The organism is Pseudomonas sp. AC112 (assembly GCF_979253545.1).
This window is the reverse complement of the sequence record NZ_CEEDCM010000001.1, coordinates 793018-807623: the sequence shown is the minus strand read 5'-3', so window position 1 is coordinate 807623 and position 14606 is coordinate 793018. Positions and strand designations below refer to the sequence as shown.

At 60.4% G+C, this 14606-nt stretch carries 16 protein-coding genes; 12 read left to right on the top strand and 4 right to left on the bottom strand.

The window, feature by feature from the left end; genetic code table 11:
• The first annotated feature begins 21 nt into the window (after positions 1-21).
• Positions 22-300 (top strand): cell division protein FtsB, encoded by a 279-nt coding sequence (ftsB, locus tag AC0IYN_RS03915; RefSeq protein ID WP_003172294.1) that lies wholly within the window; start codon positions 22-24, stop codon positions 298-300.
• Positions 297-1004 carry a 2-C-methyl-D-erythritol 4-phosphate cytidylyltransferase gene (ispD, locus tag AC0IYN_RS03910; protein ID WP_406598346.1) on the top strand — a complete coding sequence of 236 codons (708 nt, stop codon included), beginning with the start codon at positions 297-299 and terminating at the stop codon, positions 1002-1004. Before ftsB ends, ispD begins: the two co-directional genes overlap by 4 nt.
• Before the next feature lie 127 nt (positions 1005-1131).
• Here the strand turns inward: ispD and AC0IYN_RS03905 are convergent, their stop codons facing one another.
• On the bottom strand, positions 1132-2028 hold the full coding sequence (locus AC0IYN_RS03905) for a LysR substrate-binding domain-containing protein (RefSeq protein ID WP_471840593.1): 897 nt from the start codon (positions 2026-2028) through the stop codon (positions 1132-1134).
• Positions 2029-2137: 109 nt separating this feature from the next.
• On the opposite strand from AC0IYN_RS03905, the gene AC0IYN_RS03900 reads away from it, so the two are divergent.
• From AC0IYN_RS03900 to rpoS, 8 genes are all read left to right on the top strand, one after another.
• Positions 2138-3250, top strand: a complete 1113-nt coding sequence (locus AC0IYN_RS03900; RefSeq protein WP_471840592.1) for an S-(hydroxymethyl)glutathione dehydrogenase/class III alcohol dehydrogenase — start codon at positions 2138-2140, stop codon at positions 3248-3250.
• 8 nt (positions 3251-3258) lie between these two features.
• Positions 3259-4104 carry an S-formylglutathione hydrolase gene (gene fghA / locus AC0IYN_RS03895; protein ID WP_471840590.1) on the top strand — a complete coding sequence of 282 codons (846 nt, stop codon included), beginning with the start codon at positions 3259-3261 and terminating at the stop codon, positions 4102-4104.
• A 54-nt stretch (positions 4105-4158) separates the two neighbouring features.
• The gene (gene ispF, locus AC0IYN_RS03890) at positions 4159-4632 is read left to right on the top strand and encodes a 2-C-methyl-D-erythritol 2,4-cyclodiphosphate synthase (protein ID WP_141156925.1); all 474 of its coding nucleotides are present in this window, start codon (positions 4159-4161) and stop codon (positions 4630-4632) included.
• Positions 4629-5687: a tRNA pseudouridine(13) synthase TruD gene (truD, locus tag AC0IYN_RS03885; protein ID WP_457239442.1), complete on the top strand. Its 1059-nt coding sequence runs from the start codon at positions 4629-4631 to the stop codon at positions 5685-5687. Before ispF ends, truD begins: the two co-directional genes overlap by 4 nt.
• Positions 5675-6424, top strand: a complete 750-nt coding sequence (surE, locus tag AC0IYN_RS03880; protein ID WP_406598342.1) for a 5'/3'-nucleotidase SurE — start codon at positions 5675-5677, stop codon at positions 6422-6424. The genes truD and surE overlap by 13 nt, the downstream gene beginning before the upstream one ends.
• A 41-nt stretch (positions 6425-6465) precedes the next feature.
• Entirely contained in the window at positions 6466-7101 is a 636-nt protein-coding gene (locus AC0IYN_RS03875) for a protein-L-isoaspartate(D-aspartate) O-methyltransferase (RefSeq protein WP_010563544.1), read from the top strand.
• Between the two features lie 207 nt (positions 7102-7308).
• Entirely contained in the window at positions 7309-8145 is an 837-nt protein-coding gene (locus AC0IYN_RS03870) for a peptidoglycan DD-metalloendopeptidase family protein (protein WP_099493742.1), read from the top strand.
• Positions 8146-8251: 106 nt separating this feature from the next.
• Positions 8252-9256, top strand: coding sequence for an RNA polymerase sigma factor RpoS (rpoS, locus tag AC0IYN_RS03865; protein ID WP_025855149.1), 1005 nt, complete (start codon positions 8252-8254; stop codon positions 9254-9256).
• A 242-nt stretch (positions 9257-9498) separates the two neighbouring features.
• Here the strand turns inward: rpoS and AC0IYN_RS03860 are convergent, their stop codons facing one another.
• Positions 9499-9708, bottom strand: coding sequence for a cold-shock protein (locus AC0IYN_RS03860; RefSeq protein WP_002554837.1), 210 nt, complete (start codon positions 9706-9708; stop codon positions 9499-9501).
• Positions 9709-10097: 389 nt separating this feature from the next.
• Between AC0IYN_RS03860 and dcd the strand changes: the two genes are divergently transcribed.
• Entirely contained in the window at positions 10098-10664 is a 567-nt protein-coding gene (dcd, locus tag AC0IYN_RS03855; protein ID WP_034109068.1) for a dCTP deaminase, read from the top strand.
• A gap of 108 nt (positions 10665-10772) precedes the next feature.
• Positions 10773-10973 (top strand): hypothetical protein, encoded by a 201-nt coding sequence (locus AC0IYN_RS03850; protein ID WP_099493743.1) that lies wholly within the window; start codon positions 10773-10775, stop codon positions 10971-10973.
• Between the two features lie 15 nt (positions 10974-10988).
• Here the strand turns inward: AC0IYN_RS03850 and pdeM are convergent, their stop codons facing one another.
• Complete coding sequence (pdeM, locus tag AC0IYN_RS03845) at positions 10989-11639, bottom strand: ligase-associated DNA damage response endonuclease PdeM (RefSeq protein WP_471840587.1); 651 nt, start codon at positions 11637-11639, stop codon at positions 10989-10991.
• Positions 11639-14119: a ligase-associated DNA damage response DEXH box helicase gene (locus tag AC0IYN_RS03840; RefSeq protein ID WP_471840586.1), complete on the bottom strand. Its 2481-nt coding sequence runs from the start codon at positions 14117-14119 to the stop codon at positions 11639-11641. The genes pdeM and AC0IYN_RS03840 overlap by 1 nt, the downstream gene beginning before the upstream one ends.
• Positions 14120-14606 lie beyond the last annotated feature (487 nt).

The window sequence follows — 14606 nt, the reverse complement described above, 5'->3', positions numbered from 1 at the left end:
TCACTGGATACCCGATATTCGATGCGCAGTCCCAATTGGTTGTTCCTCGTCTTGCTCTTGTTGCTGGCTGGCCTGCAGTACCGCCTATGGGTGGGTAATGGCAGCTTTGCGCAGGTAAAAGACCTGACCCAGCAAATTGCCGACCAGCACGCCGAAAACGAACGCCTGCTGGAACGCAATCGCGTCCTCGATGCCGAGGTGCTTGAGCTGAAAAAAGGCACGGAGACCGTTGAAGAGCGGGCCCGTCATGAACTGGGCATGGTCAAGGAGGGCGAAACCCTCTACCAGTTGGCCCAATGAGTGACCGTTTGCCGGCCTTCTGGGCCGTGATTCCTGCCGCGGGCGTCGGTGCCCGTATGGCTGCGGACCGTCCCAAGCAATATTTGCAACTGGGCGGGCGCACAATTCTCGAACACAGCCTTGGCTGTTTTCTCGACCATCCGAACCTCAAGGGGCTGGTGGTCAGTCTCGCGACGGATGATCCTTATTGGCCGACCCTGGCCTGTGCTGCAGACCCGCGTATCCAGCGTGCGGACGGCGGTTCGGAGCGCTCGGGCTCGGTGCTCAATGCCTTGCTGCAACTCAATGCCCTGGGCGCCAGTGATGACGACTGGGTATTGGTGCACGACGCTGCGCGTCCCAACCTGAGCCGTGACGATCTCGACAAACTCTTGGCTGAACTGGCCGATGACCCGATCGGTGGCCTATTGGCCGTGCCGGCCCGCGACACGCTAAAGCGCGCCGACAAGCACGGTCGCATTGTGGAAACCGTCGACCGCAGCCTGATCTGGCAGGCCTACACGCCGCAGATGTTCCGCCTGGGTGCTTTGCACCGTGCCTTGGCCGACAGCCTGGTGGCGGATGCTGTCATCACCGATGAAGCGTCAGCCATGGAATGGTCCGGCCAGGCGCCGCGCCTGATCGAAGGGCGCTCGGACAATATCAAGGTGACCCGGCCGGAAGATCTGGAGTGGTTGCGGCTGCGGTGGGCGAATCGCGGGTAGGCAGTTAAACCGCGTCGGTTTCATCGCAGGCAAGTCAGCTCCCACATTGACCGCGTTTACCCTGTAGGAACGCAGTCAATGTGGGAGCTGGCTTGCCTGCGAAGAGGCCGGCACAAACAGCCAATAATCACTGGCTGTACTCCGGCCGCCCAGCCAAACCCTCCTTCAAGAAATCCACTAACTTCCTGACCTTCGGCGACAAATGCCGCTGCTGCGGATACAGCGCCCACACCGCCGTGTTCGGTGGTTGATGCGCCTCCAGCAACGACACCAGCGCACCACTGTGCAGATGCTCCAGCACGTAATAGTCCGGCAGCTGGCATAACCCGACGCCTTGCAATGCTGCATCCAGCACCGCCTGCCCACTGTTGCAGCGCCAGTTTCCCTGCACACGTTGGGAAAATTCCCGCCCGTCCTGGGCGAGTTGCCAGATATCCGAGCTGCCGATCAGGCAGTTATGCCGACTTAATTCCGACAAGCTATGTGGCCGCCCATACCGCGCCAAGTAGGACGGCGACGCGCACAGGTACATGCGCCTCGGCGCCAGTCGGCTGGCAACCATGCGCGAGTCTTGCAAGCGCCCCAGGCGAATGGCCAGGTCGAGGCCTTCGTGCACCAGGTCCAGTTGGCGGTTGCTCAACTCGATATCCACCCGCAACTGCGGGTACAACCCCATGAACCGTGTGACCAGCGGCACGATGAAACGCTCGCCGTACGCCACCGCGCAGGTCATGCGCAACATGCCCTTGGGCTCGCTGGCGAGATCGCCCACCGCACGCAGGGCCTCTTCGCGACCATCCTGCAGGCGTTGGCAGTGTTGCAGGAAGGTCTGGCCCGCTTCGGTCAGGGTCACCTTGCGCGTACTGCGATACAGCAATCGCGTTTGCAGGCGTTCTTCCAGGCGTGCGACCTGCCGGCTGATGTGTGACGAAGACACCCCCAACCGTTCCGCTGCTGCGGTGAATTGGCTGCATTCGGCCACTGCGACAAACTCATCGATGCCTTCCCAGCGGTTTTCCAGCATGGTGATTGTCCCTGTACAGCAATAAAGTTTTGCTTTGGCCTGGATTATTAATCAGATAGCTATGTTTTACACTCTGCGTCTCAGTTTTTAACTCCCTGGAGAAACCCGGATGATCAAGTCCCGCGCCGCCGTAGCCTTCGAAGCCAAGAAGCCCCTGGAGATCGTCGAAGTGGATGTGGCCATGCCCAAGGCGGGCGAAGTGCTGTTGCGCGTCGTCGCGTCCGGCGTGTGCCATACCGACGCCTACACCCTGTCGGGCGCGGACCCGGAAGGTATCTTCCCGTCGATCCTCGGTCACGAAGGCGGTGCGGTGGTTGAAGCGATCGGCGAAGGCGTGACGTCGGTGGCTGTCGGCGACCATGTGATCCCGCTGTACACCCCTGAATGCGGCCAGTGCAAATTCTGCCTGTCGGGCAAGACCAACCTCTGCCAGGCTATTCGTTCTACCCAGGGCAAAGGCCTGATGCCAGACGGCACTACGCGTTTTTCCTACAAAGGCCAGCCGATTTTCCACTACATGGGCACCTCGACCTTTTCCGAGTACACCGTGCTGCCAGAAATTTCCGTGGCCAAGATTCCTAAAGAAGCGCCACTGGAAAAAGTCTGCCTGCTCGGTTGCGGCGTCACCACGGGTATCGGTGCGGTGATCAACACCGCCAAGGTCAAGCCGGGCGACACCGTGGCCATCTTCGGCCTAGGCGGCATTGGCCTGTCGGCGGTGATCGGTGCGGTCAAGGCCAAGGCTGGCCGCATCATTGCCATCGATATCAACCCGGCCAAGTTCGAGATCGCCAAGCAATTGGGCGCCACCGACTGCATCAACCCTAAAGACTACGATCGTCCGATCCAGGACGTGATCGTCGACCTGACTGACGGCGGCGTGGACTTCTCCTTTGAATGCATCGGTAACGTGCAACTGATGCGTTCCGCCCTCGAGTGCTGCCACAAAGGCTGGGGCGAGTCGGTGATCATTGGCGTGGCCGGTGCCGGCCAGGAAATCGCCACCCGTCCATTCCAACTGGTGACCGGCCGCGTCTGGCGTGGTTCGGCATTTGGTGGCGTGCGCGGCCGCAGCGAATTGCCAAGCTATGTGGAAATGGCCCAGACCGGCGAGATCCCGCTGGACACCTTCATCACCCACACCATGGGCCTGGAAGACATCAACAAAGCGTTTGACCTGATGCACGAAGGCAAGAGCATTCGTACCGTCATCCACTTCTGAGGTCGGCCATGAGTCTGGAAAACCTGTCGTGCCAGAAAAGCTTCGGCGGCTGGCATAAACGCTACAAGCATCATTCCGACGTGCTCGGTTGCGACATGACCTTCGCCGTCTACCTGCCACCGCAAGCGGAGCAGGGCGGCAAGTTGCCGGTGCTGTACTGGCTGTCCGGGCTTACCTGCACTGATGAGAACTTCATGCAGAAGGCCGGCGCCCAGCGCATGGCCGCCGAGCTGGGGTTGATCATCGTTGCGCCAGACACCAGCCCGCGTGGGCCAGGTGTGCCGGGTGACCCGGACAACGCCTGGGACTTCGGCCTCGGCGCAGGCTTCTACCTGAATGCCACGCAGGAACCTTGGGCCAAGCACTATCGGATGCATGACTACGTGGTGCAGGAATTGCCCGCGTTGGTTGAAGCGCATTTCCCGGCGTCGGGCAAACGCGGCATCAGTGGCCACTCCATGGGTGGCCACGGGGCGCTGGTGTGCGCCTTGCGTAACCCTGGGCGTTACCAGTCGGTGTCGGCGTTTTCGCCGATCAACAACCCAATGGACTGCCCGTGGGGCCAGAAAGCTTTCTCGCGTTATTTGGGCGAAGAACGCTCAAAATGGCGCGAGTGGGATGCGTGCGTGCTGATCAGCGAAGCCTCGGAAAAGCTGCCACTGCTGGTGGACCAGGGCGACCGCGATGATTTCCTCGCCGTGCAACTCAAGCCTGAAGCCCTGCAGCAAGCGGCCAAGGCGGCCAACCATCCGTTGGAACTGCGCCTGCAACCCGGCTACGACCACAGCTACTTCTTTATCGCCAGCTTCATCGAAGATCATTTGCGACACCATGGCCGTGCTTTGCTCGGTTAATGTGAGGCAAAAGTAGGTAGAATCACGCCCTGAATTAAATCGGGGCGTTTTTTTATGCGTATTGGCCACGGCTACGATGTGCACCGTTTCGCTGAAGGCGATTTCATTACCTTGGGCGGCGTGCGCATTGCTCACCACCATGGTTTGCTGGCTCATTCCGACGGCGACGTTGTGTTGCATGCCTTAAGCGACGCCTTGCTCGGCGCGGCGGCGTTGGGCGATATCGGCAAGCACTTTCCCGACACCGACCCGACCTTCAAGGGTGCGGACAGCCGTGTATTGCTGCGACATGTGGTCGGCCTGATCCATGCCAAGGGCTGGAAGATCGGCAACGTCGACAACACCATCGTGGCCCAGGCGCCGAAGATGGCCCCCCATATCGAGTCGATGCGCGCGCTGATTGCCGCGGATCTGCAAATTGAACTGGATCAAGTGAACGTGAAAGCCACCACCACCGAAAAGCTCGGTTTCACCGGTCGTGAAGAGGGCATCGCCGTGCACTCCGTTGCCTTGTTGCTGCGCGCATGAATGATCTGCAACTGTTGGGGCCACGGGCCTATGGCGAGGCCTTGGGCAGCGCGGTCCTGAAGGCGACCGCCGAAGATTTCCAGGTTGATGAAGTGCTGGATATCCCGTTGACCGGTGAGGGCGAGCACCTGTGGTTGTGGGTGGAGAAGCGTGGCCTCAACACCGAGGAAGCCGCGCGGCGTATCGCCAAGGCGGCAGGCGTGCCGTTGCGCACCGTCAGCTATGCCGGGCTCAAGGATCGCCAGGCGTTGACCCGCCAATGGTTCAGCGTGCAGCTGCCAGGCAAGGCCGACCCGGACATGAGTGCGGCGGAGAACGACACGCTCAAGATCCTCAAGACCGCTCGCCATAAACGCAAGTTGCAGCGCGGCGCGCATTCGGCCAATGGTTTCACCTTGCGCCTGACGCAGTTGGCCGGTGATACCGCCGCCATCGACGCACGGTTGCAGCTGATTGCCCAGCATGGCATTCCCAACTATTTCGGTGCCCAGCGCTTTGGCCATAACGGCGGTAACGTCGTCGATGCCCGTGAGTGGGCCGCGCGCAAAGCCTTGCCGGAGCAGCGCAATGTGCGTTCACGCCTGCTGTCCACGGCGCGCAGTTTCCTGTTCAACAAGGTGCTGGCGGCACGTGTGGCCGACGGCTCCTGGCAGCGAGCCCAGGTCGGTGACCTGTTGGCGTTTACCGACAGCCGCAGTTTTTTCCCGGCAGGCGAAGCCGAATGCAGCGACCCGCGCCTGGCGATCCTGGACCTGCACCCGACCGGCCCCCAGTGGGGCGAAGGTGACTCACCTGCCAGTGGTGCAACCTTTGAGCTCGAACAGGCGGTTGCCGCCGGTGAAGCCGACCTGCGCGATTGGCTGGTGAATGCGGGCATGAGCCAGGAACGTCGCATTCTGCGACTGCCCATTGGCGGTTTGACGTGGCATTATCCCTCGCTGGACATTCTGCAATTGGAATTCGTCCTGCCGGCCGGATGCTTCGCCACTGTCTTGGTGCGCGAGCTTGTTGATCTGGTGCCGGTGGGGCAGACGGACAACCCATGCGTATTCTGATATCAAACGATGACGGTGCCACCGCACCCGGCCTTGCCGCGCTCTATGCTGCGCTGGAAGATTATGCCGAGTGCGTGGTGGTTGCCCCCGACCAGGACAAGAGCGGCGCCAGCAGTTCGCTGACGCTCGACCGTCCGCTGCACCCGCAAGTCCTGGCCAATGGCTTTATCAGTGTGAACGGCACCCCCACCGACTGCGTCCACCTGGCGATCAACAGCCTGCTGGAGCAGGAGCCGGACCTGGTGGTGTCGGGCATCAACCTGGGTGCAAACCTGGGAGATGACGTGCTGTATTCCGGTACCGTGGCGGCAGCGCTTGAAGGGCGTTTCCTGGGGCGTACCGCGTTCGCTTTTTCGTTTGCCTCGCGCCAACTGGACAACCTGCCCACCGCTGCGTATTTCGCACGCAAGCTGGTGAAGGCCCATGGCTCTCTGAACCTGCCGCCGCGCACAGTGCTCAACGTCAATATTCCCAACCTGCCCCTCGATCACATTCGCGGCATCCAGCTGACGCGCCTGGGCCATCGTGCCCGTGCGGCGGCGCCGTTGAAGGTGGTCGACCCGCGTGGCAAGGAAGGCTATTGGATCGCAGCAGCAGGTGATGCCGAGGACGGCGGAGAGGGGACGGACTTTCATGCGGTGATGCAAGGTTATGTGTCGATTACCCCATTGCAGTTTGACCGTACCTTCAGTGATGCCTTCAGTGGTCTCGATGGCTGGCTGGAGGGGCTGCGCTGATGGGCCGTGAACAAGACGACTTGCTGCGCCGGGGGATCGGGATGACGTCCCAGCGTACCCGCGAACGCTTGATCCAGCGCTTGTACGAAGAGGGCTTGTCCAACGCCCAGGTGCTGGAAGTGATCCGGCGCACGCCTCGGCATCTGTTTGTCGATGAAGCCCTGGCCCACCGTGCCTACGAAGACACGGCGCTGCCCATCGGCCACAACCAGACCATCTCCCAGCCGTACATGGTGGCGCGCATGAGCGAGTTGTTGCTGGCGGCGGGGCCTTTGGACAAGGTGCTGGAAATCGGCACCGGCTCCGGCTACCAGACCGCTGTGCTGGCGCAACTGGTGGAGCGGGTGTTCTCGGTGGAGCGCATCAAGGTGTTGCAAGACCGCGCCAAGGAGCGCCTGGTGGAGCTGAACCTGCGCAACGTGGTCTTCCGTTGGGGCGATGGCTGGGAAGGCTGGCCGGCGCTGGCACCTTACAACGGCATCATCGTGACCGCCGTGGCCACCGACGTTCCGCAAGCGCTGCTCGACCAGCTCGCTCCCGGCGGGCGCCTGGTCATTCCGGTGGGCTCCGGTGAAGTGCAACAGTTGATGCTCATTATCCGTGAGGACGAAGGCTTTTCCCGGCATGTACTGGGGGCCGTTCGTTTTGTGCCGTTGCTCAATGGCCCGCTGGCCTGATCAATTTCTGCCGGCGGTGAATTCTACTGGCGGGGATGTGTCTTACAGCGGGGTCTATTGAGTCAACATGACTGGCGCCACGATTCAACACGCTGATTGATGGGTTTCAGGCGTGTGCCGGTAAAACGCCAATGCCCAGTTATACTTGCGTCATATTTCAGGCCTGATACAGGCGTTCATGTTCAGCCACCACAAAGGGAGCGGCGGGTGAGTCTCACAGGTCTTGCGCAGCGCATGAGTAAAACAAGCTTTCATCGACTGGTGCTTGGCCTCGTCTTCAGTTCCGTACTGGCAGGGTGTTCCAGCTCGCCAAGCAGCGGCGCGCGGGTGGTTGACCGTAATAATGCGGCGCCGCAAAAACCAACGGTGACGACCGGGCAATATGTAGTGCGCAAGGGCGATACGATGTTCTCGATTGCCTTCCGGTATGGCTGGGACTACAAGGCGCTCGCCGCTCGTAACAATATTCCTGTGCCCTACACGATACATCCCGGCCAGACGATTCGCTTTGATGGTCGTACCGGTTCAGCGCCTACGGCAGTTGTGACAAACACTGGATCTTCGCCATCGTCTTCGAGCAAAACCACGATCATCACTCGGCCTGCAGGCACCGCTGCGCCTGCACCTGCGGCCAAGCCGGCACCCGCGCCGTTGCCACCTGCCGGGCCGGCGCCGACGGGTTGGGGATGGCCCTCAAACGGGGTGCTGATTGGAAAATTCTCTTCAAACGGTAGTTTGAATAAAGGCATTGATATCGCCGGGGATTTGGGACAGCCTGTTTTAGCTGCGTCTGATGGGACAGTGGTGTACGCCGGGAGTGGTTTACGGGGCTACGGCGAGCTGGTCATCATCAAACACAGCGATACCTACGTCAGTGCTTACGGCCACAACCGTAGGCTGTTGGTTCGGGAGGGGCAGCAGGTCAAAGTCGGACAGACAATTGCCGAAATGGGGTCAACTGGTACAGACCGGGTGAAGCTGCACTTTGAGATTCGCCGTCAAGGGAAGCCTGTAGATCCGCTGCAATTCCTACCCCGTCGTTGATGTGTTGCACAGCCTGTTCCCTCGCGTAGAAGGAACAGGCTCCAGCGTTGCCAAGGATAAAGGCGTCGCTTGAGCTTGAGGTCGAACTCACCAAAGGACTATAACAATGGCTCTCAGTAAAGAAGCGCCGGAGTTTGACATCGACGATGAGGTTCTCCTTATGGAGACCGGTATCGCTACGGAATCGATGTCGAATGAGGGACCTGCTGTACCTTCAGTTCGCACCAAATCCAAGAACTCCACCGCGTTAAAGCAACACAAGTACATTGACTACACACGGGCGCTTGATGCGACTCAGCTGTACCTCAATGAAATCGGTTTTTCCCCTCTGCTGACCCCCGAAGAAGAAGTCCATTTTGCGCGCTTGTCGCAAAAGGGCGACCCGGCTGGGCGCAAGCGCATGATTGAAAGTAACCTGCGACTGGTGGTGAAAATCGCCCGGCGCTACGTCAATCGCGGGCTGTCCCTGTTGGACTTGATCGAGGAAGGCAACCTGGGCTTGATCCGGGCGGTGGAGAAGTTCGACCCTGAGCGGGGCTTCCGCTTTTCAACCTATGCCACCTGGTGGATTCGCCAGACCATCGAACGGGCGATCATGAATCAGACCCGTACGATTCGGTTGCCGATCCATGTGGTCAAGGAGCTCAACGTCTACCTGCGGGCGGCGCGTGAGCTTACCCAAAAACTCGATCATGAACCTTCGCCCGAAGAGATCGCGAACCTGCTGGAGAAACCGGTGGGGGAGGTCAAACGCATGCTCGGCCTGAATGAGCGCGTGTCTTCGGTCGATGTCTCGCTGGGTCCTGATTCGGATAAAACCCTGCTGGACACCCTGACGGATGATCGCCCTACAGATCCTTGCGAGCTGTTGCAGGACGATGATCTTTCCCAAAGCATTGACCAGTGGCTGTCGGAACTCACGGACAAGCAGCGTGAGGTGGTGATTCGCCGCTTCGGCCTGCGCGGCCATGAGAGCAGCACCCTGGAGGACGTAGGCCTGGAGATCGGCCTGACCCGTGAACGGGTGCGGCAGATCCAGGTGGAAGGGCTCAAGCGCTTGCGTGAGATCCTGGAGAAGAATGGCTTGTCGAGTGAGTCGTTGTTTCAGTAACGATTGATAAGACTGCTATGACAAAACGCCCGGTGCATGGGAATGCACCGGGCGTTTTGCTGTGCGCTGATCATTCGTTGCCAGCGCTTTCCCTGTAGGAGTCCGGCTTGCCGGCGATGTGGCCCTCAAGACCGCCATCGCCGGCAAGCCTGGCTCCTGCAGGGGAGGGTGTAGCACCGAATCCCAGGCATAAAAAAACCCCGCTTTTAAGGGCGGGGTCTTTTCGACTAAGTCAGTACAAGTTAGATAACTTGAACTTCTTCAGCTTGCATGCCTTTCTGACCGCGGGTAGCGATGAAAGAAACCTGTTGGCCTTCTTTCAGGCTTTTGAAGCCGTCGGATTGGATAGCTTTGAAGTGAACGAACAGGTCGTCACCGGATTGTGGAGTGATGAAGCCGAAGCCTTTTTCATCGTTGAACCACTTAACGGTACCAGTTTGGCGATTAGACATGGTGTATCTCCTTGGACAAAGTTAACTGCGACTCAGGAAAAGCCCTGGCCGAGACTGAGTGCAAAGAGCAGGAAAAATTCTTGGAGATGGTTGGATCGAAATTCAACATATCGTGTAGAGATTCTCAGTGACACAAGCAGCACAGTGGCGCCACCTTAACCCTTTTTCCGGAACGTGCCAATGGTATTTCCGAAGGTTTCTCCAATTTCGTGACTGGCGGTGGTATTTCCATTCACCCTGCACGGCTATGCGGGTCCCGGCCCCACTGGCTGCGGCTTATAGGAGCAGGCGCATTCGTCAAGAAAAGCCTTGTGGCCTTTGAACCCCAACGCCGGCCCCGGTAAGATGCCCAACAGAATTTTTCCACCTCGCTATTCAGGACACCCGCCATGAGCATCAAATCGGACAAGTGGATTCGCCGCATGGCGCAAGAGCACGGCATGATCGAACCGTTCGTCGAGCGCCAGATCCGTGGCCAAGGCGATGCCCCTGTGATTTCCTACGGCGTTTCCAGCTACGGCTACGATGTGCGCTGCGCCGATGAATTCAAGGTGTTCACCAACATCAATTCCGCGATCGTCGACCCGAAGAACTTCGACGAAAAGAGCTTCGTCGACGTCAAGAGCGACGTGTGCATCATTCCGCCTAACTCCTTCGCCCTTGCGCGCACCGTGGAATTCTTCCGTATTCCCCGCGACGTGCTGACCATCTGCCTGGGCAAGAGCACCTACGCGCGTTGCGGCATCATCGTCAACGTGACGCCGCTTGAGCCGGAGTGGGAAGGCCACGTGACCCTGGAATTCTCCAACACCACCACCTTGCCGGCGAAGATCTACGCCAACGAGGGCGTGGCGCAGATGCTGTTCCTGCAGTCCGACGAGGACTGTGAAGTGTCCTACAAAGACCGCGCAGGCAAGTACCAGGGCCAGCGCGGCGTCACCCTCCCACGCGCTTGATCGAAAGGTCTTACGTGCAAAGGGAATTAGTCTGCAGAAAGTGACTCTATCTAGGTGTACTGCCTCGGCGCGTGTAAAACGCGCCGAGCCACGCTTGAGGAGTACCTTATGAAGATCGACCCGCGAATCAGCGCAGAACTTGCCCGGCTTGAACCCAATCAGATTGGCGTTCTGGCCTGGTCCCTGATGGCCGACCCTGCTTATGCGGGCGGCATTCCTGGCCAACCTGATCCAGACTCCCCTCAACCCATTGAGGAGCCCGGCTCACCGACTATTCCAGACGAGCCACCACCCGCACCTGTCGCCTGATACCTGGACGGCCGGTCATCGCACTGGCCATACCTCATGGTCGCCGATCACAAAGAGCCGGCGGTCATCCTCCTGTTCCACCGCAAAGCCTCCGGTAAATGCCCCAAACGCCGGCAGCAAGCTGACCCGCGTGCCGATCTGGAAGCACGGCAGCCTCAGGCTCTGCCGGCCTTTGCCGCGCAAGCGGTACACCGGATGAACATGCCCGGCCAGTACATGATGGCTGGGATGGTCGTCCGGTTCGTGCTGCAGGGCGAAGGGGCCCATCAGGAGTGGCTCGGGGACGACCTCAATCCTCAAGTCGATAGGCGGGTCCCCTGCGCGTTTGTCGTGATTACCGCGAATCAGGGTCATCGGCAGGTCGGGATGGCGTGCGCGCCAGGCTCTCAGCGCGCTCAGGGTGCCACTGGCATGGGACCCGGGGCCGTGCAGGAAATCGCCGAGAAAGATCACCTGCGCGCACGGTAGCGCAGACAGCAACCGATCCAGGCGCTGCAGGTTCTCGGTGGTAGTCCCTTGTGGCACCGGCTGTCCCAGGCTGCGATAGGCCGACGCCTTGCCGAAGTGCGCATCGGCAATCAGCAGGCACTGGCGCGCAGGCCAATACACGGCCTTTTCCGCCAGCAGCCACAACTCTTCACCCTCAAGCGTCAGTGAGCAATGCATCAGCGCTTCCCGTTATCCGCGACTTTTTCCAGGTCCTTGACCATCCGTGCAATGCGCTCCGAGAGTTTTTCCGAACTCAAGCTTTCGCGCATTCGCTCCACCAGCAGCGGAAAGGCCAAGGGCGTAGGCCGTTCAATCAGGTGCAGGTCGCGTTTGAGCGCTGAAAGATGAAGCAATGTCGCTTCCAGCCGATGAATATCCAACTCGTCGCGCAGGACTTCTTCCCCGGCCTGGGTCAGCAGCAGGTTCTGTGGGTCATATTGCTTGAACACCTCAAAGAACAAACCGCTGGAGGCCTGCACCTGCCGCGTACTTTTCGGCGCCCCTGGATAACCGGCAAACACCAGCCCGGCGATGCGGGCGATTTCGCGAAAGCGGCGCAGGGCCAATTCCCCGGCGTTCAGGCTGGCCGCCACGTCTTCCAGCAAATGCTCAGGGCTCAGTAGCGTGTCATTCAACAACACCGGCCAATCCACGGCGGTGGCGCTCAACAACTCCAACCCGTAATCATTGACGGCAATCGAAAAAGTCACGGCCTGCTGCTGGCTCACCCGCCATGCCAGCAGGCTCGCCAGGCCCAAGTGCACCTGGCGCCCGGCGAACGGGTACAGGAACAGGTGCCACCCCTCTCGTGACTTCAGCGCCTCGGCCAGCAAATGCTCGCGTGTCGGCAGGCCCGACCAGCGCAACTGTGTTTGCAGCAGGGGTTGCACCGCCTGCATTTCCGGACCTTCATAGTGCCCGTGCGCCGCCGCATCAAAACGCTCGACCACGGCCTGCGCCAGCTCATTGGAAAGCGGCATGCGCCCCCCATTCCAGCGTGGCACCGCAGCCTTTTTGGCGGTGCTGCGGCGCACATAGGCGGTCATGTTTTCCACCCGCACCAACTCCAGCAATCGCCCCGCGAACAAGAACCCATCACCCGGCTTGAGCCGCGCGATAAAGCCTTCCTCGACGCTTCCCAAATTTTTGCCGCCACCGCCCTTGCTCCAGAATTTCAGCTGGATACTGGCATCGCTGACAATCGTGCCGACGCTCATCCGATGACGACGCGCCAGCCGCGCATCGGGTACACGCCAGATGCCGTGCTCGTCCGGCTCCACGCGGCGGTAATCCGGGTAGGCCGTCAGCGATAAGCCGCCATGGCGCACAAACCCCAGGGCCCACGCCCAGTCTTCGTCCGTCAGGTCGCGATAGGCCCAGGCACCGCGCACTTCGGCCAGTAACGCGTCGGGCGTAAAGCCGCCACCGAGCGCCATGCTGACCAAGTGTTGCACGAGCACATCCAATGGCTTGTGCGGTGATTCGCGCGCTTCAATGCGCCGCTGGGCAATCGCGTCCTGGGCCGCTGCGGCTTCCACCAGCTCCAGGCTGTGGGTCGGCACCAGCGTTACTCGCGAGGGGCGGCCGGGTGCATGCCCCGAACGTCCGGCGCGTTGCATCAGGCGCGCCACGCCTTTGGCCGAGCCGATCTGCAGCACCCGTTCCACTGGCAGGAAATCCACCCCCAGGTCCAGGCTCGATGTGCACACCACGGCCTTGAGCTGGCCGTCTTTCAGCGCGCGTTCTACCCAATCGCGGGTTTCTCTCGACAGTGAGCCATGGTGCAGGGCGATCACCCCAGCCCAGTCAGGGCGTGCGTCCAATATCGCCTGATACCAGATTTCCGACTGCGCCCGCGTATTGGTAAACACCAGGCAACTGCTGCTGGCGTCCACCTCAGCCACCACTTGGGGCAGCATCTTCAGGCCGATGTGCCCGGCCCAGGGAAAACGCTCGGCGACGGGTGGCAGCAAGGTGTCGACCTTCAATTGTTTAGCCGTTTTCCCTTGCACATTGACCCCGCCACCTTGTGGGACCAATACCTCCAAGGCGTGGGATTGATTGCCCAAGGTCGCCGAAATACCCCACACCATCAAATCCGGATGCCAACGCCGCAGCCGCGCCAGTGCCAATTGCAGCTGCACGCCGCGCTTGTTGCCAATCAGTTCGTGCCATTCATCCACGACCACCATGCGCAGGTGCGCCAGGCTGACCTCGCTGTCGGCGCGTGCCAGCATCAGGGTCAGGCTTTCCGGTGTGGTGATCAGTGCGGTGGGCTGGCGACGGGTCTGGCGGGCGCGCTCGCTGCTGCTGGTATCGCCGGTGCGCAGGCCGACACTCCAGGGAATCTGCAAGGCTTCAAGCGGCGCCTCCAGGGCTCGAGCGGTGTCGGCCGCGAGGGCACGCATCGGCGTGATCCACAGTACCGTCAGCGGCTCGGCGGGTGGTTTGCGTTTACCTGTAGCGGGTGGGCGAGTCATGGCGAAGCGATTGAGGGCGGCGAACCACAGTGCGTAGGTTTTACCTGCGCCGGTGCTGGCATGCAGCAGCCCTGACTGGCCGCCCTTGACCGCCGCCCAGACGTCTTTTTGAAAGGCGAACGGCTTCCAGCCTTTGGTGGCAAACCATTGTTTGGCGAAGTCGACGGGTTTTGCCATGCGGTGGCTGAACTCTGGAAGGTCTATTCCACAGACCTTCATCGAGCATCAAAGGTTTAACGCAATCCTTGTAGGGGCTGGCTTGCCGGCGAAGGTGGCCTAACTGCCGACCACTCTCTGACTGTCACCCCGCGATCTAACTGTAGGAGCTGGCTTGCCAGCGATGGCGGTGGTGCGGTGTACATATCCGTTATTTAGGTAACGGCTGCTATGGGTTCCGCCCTTACGGCGGCTCACTTTTGAACAGCGCAAAAGTAAGCAAAACGCTCTTGCCCCAACACTCGGCACCTCGCTCACGCTCGGTGTGCCCGTAATCCGACAGGTATTTGGGGGGCCGCCGCCACGCGCCCTCCATGGCGCGGGGCGGCTAAACCGGCATCCCTGCCGGTTTACCCCCCAAATCCCTGTCGAATTCCGGCCAGCGTGTTTGACGGGGCGCCTAAGATCAAAAGCGAGATCAAGATCAAGAGCTACTCGCTTCGCATCG

What these genes read in the sequence shown, in the direction of transcription:
- ispD (WP_406598346.1), top strand. Translation starts at nt 297, where the DNA reads ATGAGTGACCGTTTGCCGGCCTTCTGGGCCGTGATTCCTGCCGCGGGC.
- rpoS (WP_025855149.1), top strand. Translation starts at nt 8,252, where the DNA reads ATGGCTCTCAGTAAAGAAGCGCCGGAGTTTGACATCGACGATGAGGTT.
- fghA (WP_471840590.1), top strand. Translation starts at nt 3,259, where the DNA reads ATGAGTCTGGAAAACCTGTCGTGCCAGAAAAGCTTCGGCGGCTGGCAT.
- dcd (WP_034109068.1), top strand. Translation starts at nt 10,098, where the DNA reads ATGAGCATCAAATCGGACAAGTGGATTCGCCGCATGGCGCAAGAGCAC.
- AC0IYN_RS03900 (WP_471840592.1), top strand. Translation starts at nt 2,138, where the DNA reads ATGATCAAGTCCCGCGCCGCCGTAGCCTTCGAAGCCAAGAAGCCCCTG.
- AC0IYN_RS03840 (WP_471840586.1), bottom strand. Translation starts at nt 14,119, where the DNA reads ATGGCAAAACCCGTCGACTTCGCCAAACAATGGTTTGCCACCAAAGGC.
- surE (WP_406598342.1), top strand. Translation starts at nt 5,675, where the DNA reads ATGCGTATTCTGATATCAAACGATGACGGTGCCACCGCACCCGGCCTT.
- AC0IYN_RS03905 (WP_471840593.1), bottom strand. Translation starts at nt 2,028, where the DNA reads ATGCTGGAAAACCGCTGGGAAGGCATCGATGAGTTTGTCGCAGTGGCC.
- pdeM (WP_471840587.1), bottom strand. Translation starts at nt 11,639, where the DNA reads ATGCATTGCTCACTGACGCTTGAGGGTGAAGAGTTGTGGCTGCTGGCG.
- ispF (WP_141156925.1), top strand. Translation starts at nt 4,159, where the DNA reads ATGCGTATTGGCCACGGCTACGATGTGCACCGTTTCGCTGAAGGCGAT.
- truD (WP_457239442.1), top strand. Translation starts at nt 4,629, where the DNA reads ATGAATGATCTGCAACTGTTGGGGCCACGGGCCTATGGCGAGGCCTTG.
- AC0IYN_RS03875 (WP_010563544.1), top strand. Translation starts at nt 6,466, where the DNA reads ATGACGTCCCAGCGTACCCGCGAACGCTTGATCCAGCGCTTGTACGAA.
- AC0IYN_RS03860 (WP_002554837.1), bottom strand. Translation starts at nt 9,708, where the DNA reads ATGTCTAATCGCCAAACTGGTACCGTTAAGTGGTTCAACGATGAAAAA.
- ftsB (WP_003172294.1), top strand. Translation starts at nt 22, where the DNA reads ATGCGCAGTCCCAATTGGTTGTTCCTCGTCTTGCTCTTGTTGCTGGCT.
- AC0IYN_RS03850 (WP_099493743.1), top strand. Translation starts at nt 10,773, where the DNA reads ATGAAGATCGACCCGCGAATCAGCGCAGAACTTGCCCGGCTTGAACCC.